Source organism: Companilactobacillus sp. (assembly GCF_022484265.1).
Taxonomy (GTDB): Bacteria; Bacillota; Bacilli; order Lactobacillales; family Lactobacillaceae; genus Companilactobacillus.
Window position 1 is genome coordinate 1,575,741 of sequence record NZ_JAKVLR010000001.1, and the last position, 17,141, is coordinate 1,592,881.

The 17,141-nt window shown below is 38.3% G+C and carries 20 protein-coding genes; 6 read left to right on the forward strand and 14 right to left on the reverse strand.

What is annotated here, in order from left to right; all coding sequences use genetic code 11:
* Position 1: 1 nt before the first annotated feature.
* Entirely contained in the window at positions 2-964 is a 963-nt protein-coding gene (locus tag LKF16_RS07635; RefSeq protein ID WP_291470190.1) for a serine hydrolase, read from the reverse strand.
* Positions 965-1,068: 104 nt separating this feature from the next.
* Complete coding sequence (locus LKF16_RS07640; RefSeq protein WP_291470191.1) at positions 1,069-2,262, reverse strand: ammonium transporter; 1,194 nt, start codon at positions 2,260-2,262, stop codon at positions 1,069-1,071.
* Positions 2,263-2,387: 125 nt separating this feature from the next.
* Here LKF16_RS07640 and LKF16_RS07645 point away from each other — a divergent pair, with 125 nt between their 5' ends.
* Positions 2,388-3,173: a DUF1003 domain-containing protein gene (locus LKF16_RS07645; protein WP_291470192.1), complete on the forward strand. Its 786-nt coding sequence runs from the start codon at positions 2,388-2,390 to the stop codon at positions 3,171-3,173.
* A 194-nt stretch (positions 3,174-3,367) separates the two neighbouring features.
* On the opposite strand, the gene LKF16_RS07650 is transcribed toward LKF16_RS07645, so the two are convergent.
* Both LKF16_RS07650 and LKF16_RS07655 read right to left on the reverse strand, forming a co-directional pair.
* A complete protein-coding gene (locus LKF16_RS07650; protein WP_291470193.1) occupies positions 3,368-3,925 on the reverse strand; it encodes a cysteine hydrolase family protein in 558 nt (185 codons plus the stop codon).
* Between the two features lie 115 nt (positions 3,926-4,040).
* Positions 4,041-4,883, reverse strand: a complete 843-nt coding sequence (locus LKF16_RS07655) for an alpha/beta fold hydrolase (RefSeq protein ID WP_291470194.1) — start codon at positions 4,881-4,883, stop codon at positions 4,041-4,043.
* 375 nt (positions 4,884-5,258) lie between these two features.
* On the opposite strand from LKF16_RS07655, the gene LKF16_RS07660 reads away from it, so the two are divergent.
* The 4 genes from LKF16_RS07660 (at position 5,259) to LKF16_RS07675 (ending at position 7,331) form a co-directional block, all read left to right on the forward strand.
* The gene (locus tag LKF16_RS07660) at positions 5,259-5,690 is read left to right on the forward strand and encodes a hypothetical protein (protein WP_291470195.1); all 432 of its coding nucleotides are present in this window, start codon (positions 5,259-5,261) and stop codon (positions 5,688-5,690) included.
* A gap of 165 nt (positions 5,691-5,855) precedes the next feature.
* Positions 5,856-6,368 carry a hypothetical protein gene (locus LKF16_RS07665; protein ID WP_291470196.1) on the forward strand — a complete coding sequence of 171 codons (513 nt, stop codon included), beginning with the start codon at positions 5,856-5,858 and terminating at the stop codon, positions 6,366-6,368.
* Between the two features lie 199 nt (positions 6,369-6,567).
* A complete protein-coding gene (locus LKF16_RS07670) occupies positions 6,568-6,729 on the forward strand; it encodes a DUF5993 family protein (protein WP_291470197.1) in 162 nt (53 codons plus the stop codon).
* Between the two features lie 11 nt (positions 6,730-6,740).
* Positions 6,741-7,331, forward strand: coding sequence for a disulfide bond formation protein B (locus tag LKF16_RS07675; protein WP_291470198.1), 591 nt, complete (start codon positions 6,741-6,743; stop codon positions 7,329-7,331).
* A 49-nt stretch (positions 7,332-7,380) separates the two neighbouring features.
* Here the strand turns inward: LKF16_RS07675 and LKF16_RS07680 are convergent, their stop codons facing one another.
* Both LKF16_RS07680 and hemH read right to left on the reverse strand, forming a co-directional pair.
* The gene (locus tag LKF16_RS07680) at positions 7,381-8,703 is read right to left on the reverse strand and encodes an Nramp family divalent metal transporter (protein ID WP_291470199.1); all 1,323 of its coding nucleotides are present in this window, start codon (positions 8,701-8,703) and stop codon (positions 7,381-7,383) included.
* Positions 8,696-9,637, reverse strand: coding sequence for a ferrochelatase (hemH, locus tag LKF16_RS07685; RefSeq protein WP_291470200.1), 942 nt, complete (start codon positions 9,635-9,637; stop codon positions 8,696-8,698). The genes LKF16_RS07680 and hemH overlap by 8 nt, the downstream gene beginning before the upstream one ends.
* Before the next feature lie 534 nt (positions 9,638-10,171).
* Between hemH and LKF16_RS07690 the strand changes: the two genes are divergently transcribed.
* A complete protein-coding gene (locus LKF16_RS07690; RefSeq protein ID WP_291470201.1) occupies positions 10,172-10,816 on the forward strand; it encodes a hypothetical protein in 645 nt (214 codons plus the stop codon).
* A 68-nt stretch (positions 10,817-10,884) separates the two neighbouring features.
* On the opposite strand, the gene LKF16_RS07695 is transcribed toward LKF16_RS07690, so the two are convergent.
* The 8 genes from LKF16_RS07695 to LKF16_RS07730 all read right to left on the reverse strand — a co-directional run bounded on the left by LKF16_RS07695 (position 10,885) and on the right by LKF16_RS07730 (position 17,096).
* Positions 10,885-11,868, reverse strand: coding sequence for a hypothetical protein (locus tag LKF16_RS07695; protein WP_291470202.1), 984 nt, complete (start codon positions 11,866-11,868; stop codon positions 10,885-10,887).
* A 138-nt stretch (positions 11,869-12,006) separates the two neighbouring features.
* The gene (locus tag LKF16_RS07700) at positions 12,007-12,576 is read right to left on the reverse strand and encodes a TIGR00730 family Rossman fold protein (protein WP_291470203.1); all 570 of its coding nucleotides are present in this window, start codon (positions 12,574-12,576) and stop codon (positions 12,007-12,009) included.
* Between the two features lie 209 nt (positions 12,577-12,785).
* A complete protein-coding gene (locus tag LKF16_RS07705; protein ID WP_291470204.1) occupies positions 12,786-14,588 on the reverse strand; it encodes an alpha/beta hydrolase in 1,803 nt (600 codons plus the stop codon).
* A 192-nt stretch (positions 14,589-14,780) separates the two neighbouring features.
* Positions 14,781-15,137, reverse strand: a complete 357-nt coding sequence (locus tag LKF16_RS07710) for a hypothetical protein (RefSeq protein ID WP_291472688.1) — start codon at positions 15,135-15,137, stop codon at positions 14,781-14,783.
* Positions 15,138-15,301: 164 nt separating this feature from the next.
* On the reverse strand, positions 15,302-15,778 hold the full coding sequence (locus tag LKF16_RS07715; RefSeq protein ID WP_291470206.1) for a hypothetical protein: 477 nt from the start codon (positions 15,776-15,778) through the stop codon (positions 15,302-15,304).
* Positions 15,765-15,977, reverse strand: a complete 213-nt coding sequence (locus LKF16_RS07720; protein ID WP_291470207.1) for a helix-turn-helix transcriptional regulator — start codon at positions 15,975-15,977, stop codon at positions 15,765-15,767. Before LKF16_RS07720 ends, LKF16_RS07715 begins: the two co-directional genes overlap by 14 nt.
* Positions 15,978-16,062: 85 nt before the next feature.
* Positions 16,063-16,629, reverse strand: a complete 567-nt coding sequence (locus LKF16_RS07725) for a Fic/DOC family protein (RefSeq protein WP_291470208.1) — start codon at positions 16,627-16,629, stop codon at positions 16,063-16,065.
* Complete coding sequence (locus LKF16_RS07730; RefSeq protein WP_291470209.1) at positions 16,626-17,096, reverse strand: winged helix-turn-helix domain-containing protein; 471 nt, start codon at positions 17,094-17,096, stop codon at positions 16,626-16,628. The genes LKF16_RS07725 and LKF16_RS07730 overlap by 4 nt, the downstream gene beginning before the upstream one ends.
* Positions 17,097-17,141: the final 45 nt, after the last annotated feature.

A 17,141-nucleotide genomic window follows, 5' to 3' on the forward strand; every position in this document is an offset into this window, starting at 1 on the left:
GTTAATCCTCCAAAACTAATTTCGTTAAATCAGCGCCAAGCTTATTCATCGCTGGAATTTGTTGAGCCAGTTGGCCATTTTGAGATAAGACCACTATCACAAAGGCCTTGTTGCCTTTTTCAAAGATAGCCGCATCATTTTCCACGCCATAATCATCGAACTCACCAGACTTATTATAGGTGGTGATGCTTGAATCGACTTTTTGTGGTAATTTTGTGTGATTAGTGTTTTCTGAAAGAACTTTTAACATGGCATCATCATAGGTCTTTGAAACGATTTGGTGTCGATACAGTTTCGTCAAAAATAAACCTAAATCGTGAGCAGATGTCATATTATCCTGACCTTGTTTTAACTTATCCGTATCCATCAGCATACGTTGCATCTTAGTATTCTTCATACCTAAACGCTTGATCTCCCGATTGACTGCGGATATTCCACCGAGTTTTTTCACGATAATGTTAGAGGCAGTATTATCGCTTTGAGTGATCATAGCCTTGATCAAGTCTTGATAAGAAATTTGAGTACCTGGTTCAATTTGTTGCAAACTTCCAGAGCCACCTACTTTATCAGTAGCCTGCAAAGTATAAGTACTACTTAAATCAAGTTTCCCATCAGCAACGTTTTGATATGCGGCTGCTAAAATAAATAGCTTGATATCACTGGCAGCTCTTTGCGTCTGGTCAGTTCCATACTGGTAACTTTTATCGGTTTTTATATTGTAATAATAGGCCGAAGTGTCGCCAGACATCCCCTTAAGATCAGCGTCAATCAACTGCTTCACCCCATCGATTTGGCCATCTTTATGACTAGTTCCAGTCTTAACTTTTTTAGTCGTGGTAGTCTGGTGATGGCTGACTGGCTCAGAATGCTTTTGACCAGTGAATTTCATAGATATAACAAAAGCTATCGCAGCAATTGCTACAACAACCAATAATAAAATCAAAACTAATTTACTTTTTTTCATTAGTATCCCCTAAATAATTCCGCTATTAATAAAATACACCAAAAATCTATCCTGTAAAAAGGCAAAAAAATCTCGCTTACTTCTTGTAGGCGAGATTTTTAATTTTAAGCTGTTCTCAAATGCTTCAAACTCTTAGCGTCTGTGTTTTCCTTGAATACTTTTTTCAGAACTTTCACGATGATAAAGTTCATGATAAAGACAAAAGCAATTGCGAAGATGACAGCAAACAATTGGATGCCAAATTGTTTAAAGCCGCCGCCTTCAAGCAAACCGTTATTGACGACGTTTGGATTGATAGCTTTTGTGGCAAATAGTCCTGTCATCAAAGAACCTAGAATACCGCTGACACCATGAGCTCCCATGATATCCATATAATCGTTGATGTGCCAAGCATATTTTAGATAATTGATGAAGAAGTAACTGCCGGCTGCTGAAACTACACCGATGATCAGCGATGCAGGCAATGTAACGAAGCCTGTGGCTGGGGTAATACCAACTAGACCACAAATAACACCGGTACAAATGCCGTTCATTGATGCGTGACCTTTAAAGTGATTTTCTAGCAAGCCGTACGTTAACATAGCTGTAATTGGAGCCATGGTTGTCGTGAAGAAAGCTTGTATACCTTGAGCATTCAAAGCTAAAGCACTTCCGGCGTTAAATCCGTACCAGCCGATCCACAATAGGACAGTACCCATGAGGACCCAGAAGGCATTACCAGAGGCATGTTCCTTAGCTTCGGCATGCTGTGCGTGTTTTGATAGAGCAAAATTGGAAAGAACTAATGCTGTAATACCAGCATCAATGTGAATAACCGTGCCACCAGCAAAATCAAGAACACCTAATTTTGCGAGAAAACCTGTGCTAGACCATACCATATGGACTAGTGGGTAATAAACTAAGACTGCCCAAATAGCAACAAAGGCAATGATGTATTTGGTAGTCTTTTTCGTTGCGATTGCACCTAAGAAGAGTGCCGGCGTTAAAATCGCAAACATCATTTGGAACAAAATATAAATTGAGTTAGAGATAGTTGTTTTTGGAAAAATCGCTGTTAAGTTGATACCTGATAAAAAGATATGATTCAAGTTACCAATAATGCCAAAGTTATTGCCTTCAAATGAGAGTGGATATCCAATCACGAACCACATTAAACCGACCACTCCAAATAATAAGAACGTCTCAAATAACATTTTGGTAGTATCCTTTTTCGGAATAAAACCACCGTAGAAGATGGCAATTCCTGGGGTCATTACCCAAACCAATAGGATAGAAAGGATCATAAATGCACTATCCATGGTCTTCATCTCCTTAGATCTTCACTGCGTAAATTTTAAATTGTGTGATTCAAGCATCTGCAAACGTTACCCTTTTTTAAATAATTTGTCCTATAATTAAGACAAACACTTGAGGAGAGCTAAGTATGTCTATTGAAAAAAATCAAACATGTATAATTTGCGGCAAACATTTTAACTCATCCGAAGGTTTATTCCTCCGCGATCTGAATGACGGCTTAAAGCAACAAATTTTTTCAGAAGTAAGTTTTGCGAAAAATTCTTCTTTCATTTGTCTCAAGGACTTGCAGCACGTTCGACTAGCAAACATGCAGTCGATCATCGACCAAGATCTCGAAGCCGATCAGCGTATGAACGCCGAACTTCAAAAGGAATTATCAAAGGATAATTACGTTATTCGAAACTTGAATGATACTGTTAATGGACAATTGACACGTGGTCAAAAGATGGCGGATGCCGTTGCCAAATTCGGTGGTAGCTGGGGATTCATCATCACTTTCACAGTTGTCTTGGTCGTTTGGATGACGATCAACGTGGTCCACTTATTCGGCATTCACTTTGATCCCTATCCTTTTATACTATTGAACTTATTTTTGAGCTGTGTGGCTGCTATTCAAGCGCCTATAATCATGATGAGTCAAAATCGTCAAGCAGATCGTGACCGTTTCGATGCTGAAAACGATTATCGCACTAACACTAAATCTGAAATGGAGATCCGGATCCTCCATAAAAAAATCGATCAGATGAACGAGGTACAATGGCCTCACATTCTAGATATCGAAAAGATGCAGATCGAAGTAATGAGCGAGATCGAAAATGAGATCCAGACGCTTCGACTAGAACAAGAAAAGAATCAAGCTCGTTCTAGAAACACTCGACATCCCTCAAGAAATATTCGCGATCGATTTAAATAAATATGATCAGATATGAATTCTCTGATCATTGCGAGTATATGACCCTCAGTTATTAATTACAAAAGAAAAGTTCTAGAATTACACAAATTTATTTTTAATTTTCTGAACATCTAAATTGGTAAAAATTATTTTTTCCATCTGACAAAAAAAGATATTAGTCGCAGGCAATCCTGTAACTAATATCTTTTTTCAGTTTATTTAACTACTTTAGCTCCTAATACTTTTTCAAAGTGATTCAAAGCCCAGTCATGTCCAGCTTGATTAAATGATGCTACTGCTGATTTGTGAATCACTAAGTTATAGCAAAGGTTATAGGCATCGATTGCTGTATGCAAGACACAGATGTCCGTGCATACGCCCACTAGATGCAATGTGTCGACTTCTCTTTCACGAAGACGTAAGTCTAAGTCAGTTCCAGCAAAAGCGCTGTAACGTGTTTTATCGAACAATTTAACGGTATCCTTACCGGCATTGTCTTTGTACCACTTTCCCGTTTCGCCATATAAGTCGCGGCCCCATGTGTCACGAACATTGTGGGCTGGGAAAAGCTTAGTTTCAGGATGATAGTGATCGAATGGACGGTGGACGTCAGTTGGGAACCAGACCCAGTCGCCATCCTTTCTCATGTTGTCGGCCAGTTTGACGATGTTCTTGTCAATTGCTTGGCCAGGTTCGCCACAAGTCAGCGCACCCTCGTCAGCAACAAAGTCGTTAGTATAGTCAATAATCAGTAAAGCTTGATGTGAAGCCATATTCATACCCGCTTTCTGGAACTAATTTGTTAGTTAAATTATTACTAGAAAAGGCGTTTCTGTCAAATCATATCCAAAAAAAACAGACTAAATGCGAATGCATCTAGCCTACTTTTTAAACATTTCCTTGATCATTATCATCAATAGTTGTAACTTCATCGAATTTCTTTACTAGGTCAGCGACTGCTTTTGGCTTCTCTAGCATTGCTGCATGTCCTGCGCCTTCGATGTCTTGAATACTTACGTCAGGAACTCGTGCCAAACTGGCCTTAGCGTCCTTGATTCCTTTTTCGCCTAAGATCTGGTCTTCTGTTCCATAGATCATCAAAGCAGGTTTAGGAATGGCTCTGAGTCGTTTGTTCATTGGTTTTTGTTCTAGGTATTCTGGAGCAATCTTTTGGAGTTGTTTAGAAGTCTTACGTTCGACCTTCTTAGATGATTCTTGAACAACTTTGGGATTACTCAATTTTGATGTATCGAACTTTTTGGCAAAGTATAATTTTGTTTTAACTTGCGAACTAGACATCATGCCGCCAATACGTGAGTTCAAAGTGTTGATATGAGCGTACTTTTCAGTTGCTGGCGTACTTAGCATGACGATCTTGCTTACAGCGATGTCGTGCATTTCTGTCATGCAATTTACTACTAATCCACCGATACCATAACCGAATAAGATCACTGGCTTAACGACCTTCAACTTACCCAAGGCTTCCCAAACAGCCCAAGCCTCACTATCCATTTGATAGTTTTGGTCTTTGGCTGCTGAAGATTTACCATGTCCTAAAAGATCAACTGCGACGATTGCGTACTTATCTTCTAAGTATGGAGTGATGTCGTCAAAATAATCTAACGAAGCATCGATTCCATGCACAAGAACAATAATGTCCTTATCGCTTTCTAGATCTCCTGTTACCTTAACGTTTACTTCACCGTTTGACGTAATAAATTTTTGTTCCAAAATGTTTTCCTCTTTAAAATTCAAATTTAGTTTTGAAATTATCGAATTGTCTATACTAATTTTAGTATACTTGAGCGATTTTCTAAACATATTCACAAAAAAATCATATTTAGAATTAAAATTTAATAGACAATTTGAATTAAAATGTTCCCTTATCATGATCGATTTTTTAAAAAATTATCGTTTCTGAATATCTTTTTTTCCTATTAATAATTGAAAAATCAAGCAAATCCATTTTTGAAAAAACAGACGTGATCTTACTGCCGCAACTAAATCAAGCTTTAAGACTTGTAATATATTTTTAAGGTTTCTTTATTCTTTGAACTCTAATATTATCACCAGCATATGAGATATGCGACAAGGAGGATTCATCAAATGAAAAAATCTAGAAAACTTTTACTTATGTCTACCGTGGCTATTTTAGGATTGGCACCTGCAGCAACAATTGCTGTAAGTTCAGCTGCTACTGCTGATGCTGCCGTTGCTGGCCAACCAGCACCTGCTAAAAAGGCTCCTGCAAAACAAGAACCTGCAAAGGCTACTACACCAGCTCCTAAGGCTCCTGCAGCTCAACCTGCTAAGGTAACTACACCTGCTCCTAAAGCACCTGCAGCTCAACCTGCTAAGGTAACTACACCTGCTCCTAAGGCTCCTGCAGCCCAACCTGCTAAGGTAACTACACCTGCTCCTAAAGCACCTGCAGCTCAACCAGCAAAGAATAACACACCTGCTCCTGCTAATAACCAAAAGGCACCAGTAGCACAACAAACACCAGCTCCACAAAACAACCAACCAGCTCCTAAATAATTAGTCTGTTTGATGATCAAATATCCCAAAGACTAGAGTATGACTAGTCCTTGGGATATTTTTTTGAAAAAATTTATTTTGTCATAAAATTTTAAGGCTAGTTTAATCTATCAACACTAATATGATAATCAGCATATGAGATATGCATCAAGGAGGATTCAGAATATGAAGAAAACAAGAAAAACTTTATTAGTATCAGCAGTCGTATTACTAGGTTGGATCCCAACCGCAACTATTGCTGCAACTTCTGCATACACAGCAAACGCTGCCGTAGTTGGTTCAAACAATCAACCATCAAATAACAATAGCCAAAAGAACAATAACCAACCAAGTAACAACAGCAACATCAACAACAATAACAACAAGGTTACTAACAATACGCCAGCAAACAATAATAACAACAACTACAATAACAACACTAGCAACAATTCAAGCAGTTACCAATCAGGTCTAACTAATATCCAAGAACTCAGTGGCTATCATTCAGTTACACTAGCAGGTCCTTCAGGATTTGTTTATAGCTTGTACTCATCATCTGGTTCAAAAGGATCACGTGGTTTAGCCGGCGATACTTCATGGTACACTGACAAAACTGCCCAAGATAGTTCTGGCAATACCTACTACCGTGTTTCAACTGACGAATGGGTCGAAGCAAGTACCGGCGTAACATTCAACTAGACTTTTTATTATTCAATTATTTAACCCTCAACTAGTATTAATCCCCTAACCCCCAATTGAAAAATTGGAGGTTTTTTTGTGCAAGTTCACGAACCGTCAAATTAACTTAATTTAAATTTTTCCACAATTTCGATAAATGAATGAATTTGATTTAATATTCATTTCTGGTAACATAGTAATCCGGAAAGGAAGCGATTTCATGGACATCATCATTATGATAATCATCACATTCATGTTTTTACGGATGATTATTCGGGGAAAAGTGACAAAAGCTGATTTTGCAATGTGGGCTGTAATTTGCATTTTAGTTTTAGTCCTATTCAAATTGCACGCAACTAGTACTTTACCAATTAGTCTATAGGGGGAAAAATAATGTATTCATCAAACGCAAACAGTACAGTGGCCTCCAAATTAGGTTTTTGGGGAGCTAACTTATTTGTTTTTGCATATAATTTCGTTTTGGCTGGGGGATTCTTTTTTCAATTCGCACTTCATGAATTCCCTTGTCCACTTTGCATGATCCAAAGATATTTTATGATGTTAGCTTGCTTTGGACCACTGTATATCATCTTAGCAACTAAGAATCGCACCATCACACCGCAAAAATTCATGCGAGGCTACGGTCTTTCGCTCTTAGCGGCATTATTAGGTGCTTCAGCATCAATTAGACAGATTCTTTTACACATCGCTCCTAAGGACCCAGGATACGGTTCAGCAGTGTTTGGAATCCACACTTATACTTGGGCTTTGATCAGTTTCATCGTTGTAATGTTCTTCTGTGCATTCATGATGATCTTTGCTAAAGAACTTTGCCCAAAGGGTAGCGAATACAATGTGATCGCTACGATCAATATTTGGATCTTTGCCGTACTTATCATCGCAAATCTTTTTGCTATTATTGCTGAAGAAGGATTCCACTTCTTATTACCATCAGATCCAACGAAGTATTTATTATTCCAGTAAATGATTTCACTAAAAAACTCGTCTAATCTAATTAGGCGAGTTTTTGTGTTTATAGGGTCGAAATTATTAATTGTAAATTCAAAATCGTGATGATGCTGGCCAAGACCAAACCAACTACCAACACCAATTTATTGTTGGCATGTTTGCCCATTAGTTTCTTATTGCTAGTCAAAATGATCATTGGGAACAAGGTGAACGGTAAAGCGATACTCAAGGCAATTTGGGCATAGACGATCATGTCCTCGAAGTCTTGTTCATTGAATCCGACCATGAAACCAATTATCAAGATCGGTATCAAGGTAACAAATCTAGTTAGCAAACGTCTTTGCCACAATGGCAAACGAATATTTAAGTAACCTTCCATCACGATTTGGCCGGATAAAGTACTGGTGATCGACGAGATCATCCCTGTGATCAAAAGTGCAAAAGCAAAGAGCCAACTCATTAATGGACTAGCCAAAGTACCGACGATATTCGAATTTTTTAAACCATCGAAAACGTTTTGGAAGCTAGCTAATTGTCCGTTGGTATGGAAAAACAATGTCCCGCCTAGAACTAACAATAATGCGTTAATAATAAAGGCTGCGACCAAATGAACGTTAGAATCCCAGTTGGCAAAACGCAATGCTTCGTTAACTTGCGCAGGATCATTGTGGTCGTAACGTCTACTTTGAGCTAATGATGAGTGCAAATAAATATTATGCGGCATGATCGTCGCACCCATGATACCCAAACTCAAAACTAGTTTCTGATGGTTTTGAAAAATATCAGCCGTTGGTACTAATCCATTCAAAATAGAAGCAACTGGCGGATGAGCTCGGAACACTTCGATCCCAAAGATCACGCCAACCACGAGAATCGCCGACAAGACAAGGAATTCGATTCGTCTGATACCGAATCGCAAGAATAACAATACGACCAAGACATCAAACACCGTCAGCAAGATTCCGTAGATCAATGGCAGTCCGAATAGTAATCTTAAGGCAATCGCCGTACCAACGACACCTGTTAAATCGGTTGCCATCATGGCAATTTCATTCAAAAACCACAGCCCATATCGGACCGATTTAGGTACTTTTAAAGCAATGGCCTGAGCTAGATCTTGACGAGCTACGACCCCTAATTTGATCGACAGCGACTGCATGAACATCGCCACAATAATTGAGATCAGCAACACTGATAGCAGTTGATAACGATACTGGCTGCCTCCTGATAACGAAGTCAGCCAATTTCCAGGATCCATGTAGCCAACAGCTACCAAGGCTCCTGGTCCACTGTAGGCTAAAAATTTTTGCACGAATGAGCTTTCATATACGCTTGGTACTTGAACGCTCTCGTTGATCTCATCGAGACTCTTCTTTACATCAGTCATGTTGAGCCTCATTTCTAGTAGCTAAATCAGCGATAAATTGGCTGAATCGAGCATCCCCATTCATTGGTGGCACTAATTGAAATTTATCGCCACCACTGGACTTGAACACTTGATAGTTTTGGACATAGTCCTCTTCCAAAGTTTCCAAACAGTCAGCAACAAATGACGGCGTGACGATTAAGATATTTCGTTTTCCTAGCTGTGCCGCTTGCATCAAAGCATTGCGCAAATAAGGTTTTAACCAAGGCATTGGACCAAATTTCGACTGATAGACTGTTTTGATCTGGTCATCAGGAATATTCAACAATTTTGAGACTGCTTCAGTCGTTTCCTCACACTCTGTTTGATAAGGGTCGCCATGTTTGACCATCGCTGTGGGAATACTGTGATAACTGAAAAACAACTCATCATAAGTATCCGCATCCCAAGCTTGTTGAATCTTATCAGCCAAAATTTGTTGATAAACCTTTTCGTGATAAAAATTTTTCACGATGGTCAAATCAACATTGGCTGACTCAGCTTGGTCGATGATCGATTGAGTTGAGCTCTTCGTGAACTGTGGAAATAGCGGTAACAAAATAATATTGTCGCAACCGGATTTTTTCATTGCGTGCAACGTTTCGACAATGTCAGGTTGGCCGTAAGTCATAGCCATTTCTACCTTCCAATCGGGTAATAATTCCTGTACTTGGTCGGTAATTATTTGGGTGTAAGCAATCAATGGCGAACCACTTTGGGTCCACGAATGTTTGTAGAATGTCGCTGAGCGCCATGATCTTAGTGGTAAGATGATGCCGTTTAAGATTGGTTGCCAAATAATTTTGGGCATTTCGACGACATTTTGATCGCTTAAAAATTCTTTCAAGTAGCTTTTAACATCTTTTGTTTCTGGAGATGCTGGTGATCCTAAGTTGACTAGCAATAATCCCTGCACAAAAACTCCCCCAATGTATTAAAAATCTATTATTATCATATTATCACATTCGATAAATGAGATTGGGGGTAAGGTCAAAAACTTAGAGCAGACGTGTGGTGGACTGCCGGCTCCGGACGAACATCGTTTCATCCTTAGTTGTTCGTTGGCGTAGCCAACACTTTAAACAGTTGCGCACGCGCCAAAGGCGACGTACGTTCCATGACTTGTTATTAGGCCGGGCATCGATGTCCGTCCTCCGCCTAGATACGTTTAGTTCAAATTCTCTAAATATTCTTTGAAAAGGGTATGCATCATATTCTTCCCTTCACTATTTTTTTCGTCTGTTCCAATTTTTAAATTATCTTGGTTCCCGCTTGTTGGCTTTGCCAACTCACTAGTTTTATACGACAAAACACTCAAAACTTGGATTCAATTCTGCCTTATTCTCAATTATTTATTTGATATCTCCATATACAAAATCCGAATAGTGTCTTTCGTTTTGCTGTCTTAGAATTATTATGACTACCACAATAAATTTCCGAAGGAGTTTGTATGTTAGGTTTCATATTAATGTTTATTGGTCCATTAGTTGGGTTAATTCCTATTTTGTGGTTATTCGTTTTGTCTAAAAAGAAAGAAAATTCTGCTTCGTCGAAAAAATTATTCAAATATGCTGCAATCATTTGTCTGCTTCTTTTGGGTTCTTCTGGTGTCATTCTAGGTGTTTCATATGAGCAAAAGATTGCTGCTAGAAACGCTTCTATTCGCCAACAGAAACAGGAAAAGAAGCAACAAGAAAATGATCCTAGTGTTCTTGATAGTAAAGCTCAAATCAAGAAGGTCAATAAGGGTATTGCGATTTCTTTGAAAGATGATCAAAACCATCTTAATGGCGACAGCAATCCTAATTCTCCTTATGCCTTTTCCAACAAGGTTAAGTCGATTCAATACTTGGGTAACAAAAAAATCGTTGTCCAAGTTACCTCTGACTTCTTATCATTGAATGATGAACAAAAGAAGGCTGTCATTGATTCTTCTCAAGACTGCGCCTTCACGGGGATCATTTATGGAGCCAGTCATCTAACATCTTCCACCGATGCGAAGAAGGGGCTGTACTCTACTATTAAGTTTGGCAACACTACTCTTGGTCATTCGGATTCAACTAACTTTAAAAACTATGAATGGTCCAACGCGTAAATAATTAAACTGCATCTAAAAAAAAGAGTCGAGGTTGTGACGATATTTTGTCACTCTCTCGGCTCTTTTTAAAATTGATCCTGGAATTCTGCTTCGTTATAGTCATCTAAGTAATCGTCGTCCAATTCAGGATCATAGTTTGGATCACTGTATTTGTCAGTTGATTTCTTTGGTTTGACGGGCGTTGGTGCGGGATCATGAATTATCGGTTCACTAGTATTGGGCACTGGCTTTATTGGTTCTTTCATCTTGATACCCAACTTTTTCCAGACCTCTTCTTTTGGTGAAGTTTTTCCAGAATACAGTTTAAATTCTTCACCAGTTTCTGCATCCTTTAACTTATTTTTGCCAATAATCGACAGAACTTTGTATTCATCGGTGTCTTCTTTGACCAAATGAAAACGACCCTTCTTGGCCACAAGCTTGTCATATTTTTCAATAATTGACTCGGTTCCGTCAGCGTTGACCTGCCATAAAATAAAATTCGACAACGAGGCCTTTCTTCTGTTGTAATCTATTTCATAATATCTGGTAAAGTCTTGGTCTGAAACGTATTCACGATCAAACATATTCTCCGTCGTAATTCCAAAGCTGCTATCTGGTTTCTTATTGTCATACACCTTTTCTAACTTTGCTTTAACGGCTGATCTGTAATCAAGCTCATCGTCAGAAACGATAATTTGTCCACTTGGCTTTTTCACGGCTTTAAGATACTTGCCTGAATGACACAGAATGTAGGTATTTTTTGAAATTTTGTGATGGGAGTAATCAGTGTCAAAAATCTGAGGATATTCGTCACTGTAGTCTTTGGTATCAACCGTTCGTTTCGTAAATACCACCGAATAAAAGTGGTCGTCTTCATCAGGATACTTGCTCAATTCCGAATAATAGTATTTACCCTGAAAAATCTTGGGGATCCCATTTTTAAAAATTTTTCCGGCACTTGGATCTTCTACATCATCCACTTCTTCAGCTTCGCGGGAGCAACTGGTCAAAGTTAAAATAAAAATGATAACGGCTAAAAATTTTAATAGTGTAAACGTCGACTTCATGCTATTCCCCGCAGTTGTTTTCAGTTAGTTTAGCATGAAAAACGCTGAATTTTGCTCCTAATAATCATCCATATCAACAAACAATTTTTATCAATAAATTGGCAATATAAAAACGAGATCAACTGATCTCGTTTTTAATTATTTAGCATATTGGCGAATCTTTGGAGGTATATAACTGTTCATGAATGTGTAGATATTTTCCAATGAATCTGAGAAAAATAGTTTGGAACGGTCTTTCTTAGTCAAAAAGCCTTTATCTGTCATGTAATTGAACATGCTCTTCAAGTAATCGTAATAGCCTTGAACATTGTAGAGCACGCAGGGATTTTCGTTGTCGCCTAAGCGTGACCAAGAGAATGCTTCGATGATCTCTTCCAGCGTTCCTGGTCCACCTGGCAAAGCGATACTGGCATCTGACATTTCAAGCATCAGACGTTTTCTTTCGGACATATCTTCAACAACTTTAAGTTCAGTCAATCCTTCGTATGCCGCACCACGATCGACTAATTCCTGTGGCATGATCCCGTAAACTTTGCCGCCATCGTCCAAAACGGTTTTAGCTAAGATGCCCATCAATCCGACACCACCGCCACCGTATACTAAATTCAAATCATTTTGCACTAACCAGTGAGCTAATTCGATAGCCGCCTCGCGATAAATTTCGTCCTTACCTTCTGAGGCACCACAATAGACCGCAATATCCTTCATGAACTTCCTCCTTAGTATTTGACTAAATGCTATCACAACCAGGATATTTTCTGAAAAAAGCTTTTTAATTTAAAAAATCGATATTATGATATTGCTTTAGTATCAGTCGATTACAGAGTTGGTTCAGTCATAAATAACTGATTTCGTTTTCATCATTTTGCTTTTTTCATGAAAAAGGAGCCGATCCGTAATGGACCAGCTCCAAATTTTTAAGCAACCTTAGCAGTACTTGTAGCATCTGCATTTGTTACTTCAACATTTACTTTTAGATTATTTGCTTTATTAACTTCGTCAATGAAAGCTTGAATATTTGTTTGATATTCAGTCACAGCGTTGTTAGCTGAGGCATGTCCACCAACATTTCCATCAAGGACCCAAAGTTTCTTGATGGCTGAATTATTTGCATCATACATAGCCACACTTTGTGTGTCAGGAATGAAGGCATCATCTTCAGTTGTGATGAAGTAAGCTGGCAAAGTAGTCTTAGCAGCTGATACGATACCAGATACGTCATCTAAACCAAATCCTTGCAAGAACTTGTTGATCTTATTAACACTCTTCATAATTTTTTCATATGGCAAGAATGGAATCTTATCAAAATGAATTGGAATGATCAATTTACTCAATGGTGAGTTAACTGATGCCAAAGCTTTGTTGTAAAGCGATGCGCCTAAAGCAGGAAGTGTTGAGTATCCTGCATCAGCAACAACTGCTTTAACGTTTGGTGCAAGTCCTTCTTCTGAAGCGGCTTCAAGTGCAGTGTTAGCACCTAGTGATTGGCCGTAAAAAATGATTTCACCGTCATCGCCGTTCATTTCGTTAACCTTGTTGACCAAACTCTTCCAGTCAGTCTTGTCGTAATAACCAAATGAAAGCAAGTTGCCATCACTAGCGAATTGACCACGTTGACTAGGCATCAAAACATTGTATCCCATGTCGTACCAGACTTTAGAAACGACCCCGATCCAGTCAGGACGTTCTGTCCAACCTTGGCCGATGATAACTGTTTTTTTAGAGTCTGGATGAGCTACATAAGTAGCACGAATCGACTTGTTAGCATTGTTATATTCTGGAACTGAAACGTCTTGTTTAACAGCTTCGGTATTCCACCAGTTTTGAGCAGCAGTGTAATAAACTTCACTGTTGGCTGGATCGTATTGTTGATCCAAGTCCGTCCAAGTGTTGGAAACGTCGTAACGATTTGGGTTCAAAAGAGTTCTGAAATCAGATAAAGCTTGTGTTCCAAAACGGCTGAATAGCAATGGATAACCCAAGGCTGCCGCAATTCCAGAAGTAACGTCGGTTACCTTATCATCGATAAAACCAGCGATTTTTCCCAAAAAAGTTTTATACGTTTTAGGTGAAACATTGTTGATATCATCCATTGTCAACGTGTCAGCGTCACTAGCTGTAACGTTTGGCTTATTGATAACATCTGGCACCGGAACCTCAGTAGTTGTGTCATCAGTTGCGGTTGTATCGGTTGTCGTTTCGTCTGTTGTTGTATCTTTTGTTGAATCAGTATCTTTACTATCAGCAGTAGTATCCGTTTCTGAATTACTATCTGTTGTAGGTTCGGTAGTGACTAAACCTTCTGAATTTGTCGAATCATCAGTCTCTGGTTTAGTCTCAGTTGAGTCAGTTTTTGTATCGGTGGTAGTTGTCGACTCAGTATCTTTATCAGCTGTTGAATCAGTAGCTGCATTGGTTGATGCACTGGTTGTCGTTGAATCTTTTGCAGCGTCCTGAGTACTAGTTTCTTGATTGTCAGGATCAACTGCTTTGGCAAAAGCTTTCAAGTCGAAACTGTCATTACCAGAAAGAGTCACCTTACCATTTTGCTTAACTTGATCAATTGCATATTCGGTCTTGTCTTCGCTGCTCGTGGAAGTAGCTGAACTGTCAGCTGTAGCAGCAAGAACATTACCAGCAGGTGTAACAAAAGTACCTGCTAAGAACAAAACGGCCAAACTAGTGTAAGACCGTTTTTTCAAAGTCCTCATCTTTTTCATGTGTATATCCTCCCCTATTAGGCGGGAATAAATATATCACGTAAATGGACATAAAAATATAATTTGGGTAGTTTTGTAATACAAATAAAACACTGTTGTTATAACGATGATAAGAAAAACATATTGGTCAAAAAGATTTTTTGATATTTGGTCTGATTAGGCTGACATGACTGTGCTGAAGCCGTATCTAAGTTAACCTTGATCGTATTTTTTCCAAAGATAATAATATTGATAATTCACATAAATTCCAGTCAACATGACCATAGTAAGAACTACGATTCCTAAAATTTTAACTGTCATTTTTGGCATCAAGGACAGACCGACAGTCATGATGACAATTACATATAAACACAGTGATACTGAGCCACTGATTTTTGACAAGATCTGCAGATGGATCTCCCTTTCTCGCTCATCATCAATAAAAAAATACTTATCCTTGAATGATTTTATTCCTAAATGTTTCTTCAAATAAGATTGTTGCCACCACCCAAGCAGACTCCCCAAAACTAATAACGCTGCACCCAACAGCATAAGGTGATTTTGGTACATTTGACCCCACAAAATCAGTAATACCAACCCGATGAAAAAAGTGAGCCACACTAAATTGTTAGTCCAAAATGTAAATCTGATTATCTTTGCGGATCTACTCATCATTGATCTCCTTTTCGGACATCCCAATGAGACCCTTCAATTCATATTGCGTGGTAGATTGCTTATTTGTTCAAATGACTAAAGCTGAAGAAAAAGCTCCATTGTTGAACTAATAAAATCAAAGTTCCAACAATTCCAAAATTTACTGCATTGAATACGCTACCTGCTGGTAGTGAAAATCCAAAGAAACTCCATGTTGTTCCGTTAAAAAACACTGCTGCCAGACCCATGATCAACATGACAAAAATTATTGTTATGCGGGCACTGATGAAGCTGACGACTGCTGCATTTTGAGCTTCACGCTCGTCATCATGCTTAAGTCCCAATGAATATCCATCAGATCCAGTCTTAAATGGATTTCCTTGATTCAGACCAGCCTTTTTCAAGCTGCGTTGTCCAAATCCGGCAATCACAAGAATCAGGATCAGATAAAGACCACTCAAATTATGTTTAGCTGTGATTAACCACATACCAATGACAACTGCCATTAAACTGATCATAATTGCTCGCTGCAAAAAATATTTCTTAGTACTGGTCATCTCGTTCATCCCCAAACTTGAATAATTCATCCACTCGAATGTGCAAAATTGCTGCCAACTGGAAGGCTAGCTTCAATGACGGGTCATACTTATCATTTTCGATGGCATTGATCGTTTGCCGTGTTACCCCAGCCATCTTAGCTAATTCATCTTGAGACAGCTTAACTTCTTTTCGTTTTTCTCTGATCGTATTTTTCATGAAAGCTCCCAAGAAACAAATAAATGTCAAACATGTTTTACAATTAAAGTAAAACATGTTTGACATTTTTGTTCAAGTACTATTACTATAATTCGCTCATCCCACTATAAATCATTGTTGCCATTTTCTTTTTGTCATCATTGATTGATGCATCCATGTAAATCTTATAGTTCAAAGATCCCCTGCTTAAATCAAAATTGAATCCCATTTGTCTAATCAGCAATTGAATAAATAATCGTTGAGTTCTCCCATTCCCTTCGCGGAACGGATGAAAATTATTAATGTCTAATAACAATCCAGCAGATTCTATAGCTAAATCATCCTTACTGATCGCTCTAGAATTAACAATTTCACTTATTTGATTATTCAAATCACTAATAGCTATGTAAAATCTTTCTCTAGGAAAAAACACCGTATTCCCCTTTTGAAAGTCTCCTGTTCTAAACTTTCCTGCCCATGAATATAAGTCTGAAAATAACCAAAAGTGAATTTTTTTCAATGTATCAATTGATTCTATTCGATAATCAGGTATGGACACATACTTGGCAGATACGATCAATCGCTCTATTTCAGCTAATTCTGTCGAATCAGTTATAGCAAGTTTGTTAATCATCGTTCCATTAGGTTGAAGTGTTTCATCAATCCAACTCATTTCTTCGATTGATGTTTTTTAATGATGTCATCAACGACGTTCTCGACCGGAACATGTTCTTCAAGAATCCGGTATGAGTTCTCAACATCTTCTTTTGTAGGATACATGCCTTCATAGATATTGTTCATGATTCCATCTCTTGCTTTCCAATAATTTTCTTTATTAGAAAATTTTATTCCCATAATACTTAATTCAGGAGTATTCGTTTGATTAACAAAATTTAGTTCCACTTTCGATGGATCTATTTTTTCATCTGTAATATGACTAACAACTTTATCAACCGATACTGAATTTGCAAAAAGTATTTTAGTCGCAACCTCGAACGACGTTCTACCAATTGGTCGTTTGAGTGCATCAGAAACAGTACTTTTCGAGAGATTTGTTTTGGAAACAATATCGCTTGTATTAGCTTTTGACCCTGTAAACTCAAAAATAATTTGTGCTAATGATTTGGTTTCTTCAGTCATTGTTACACCTCCTAATTATACTTTTATTATACCGTCACATCGTTC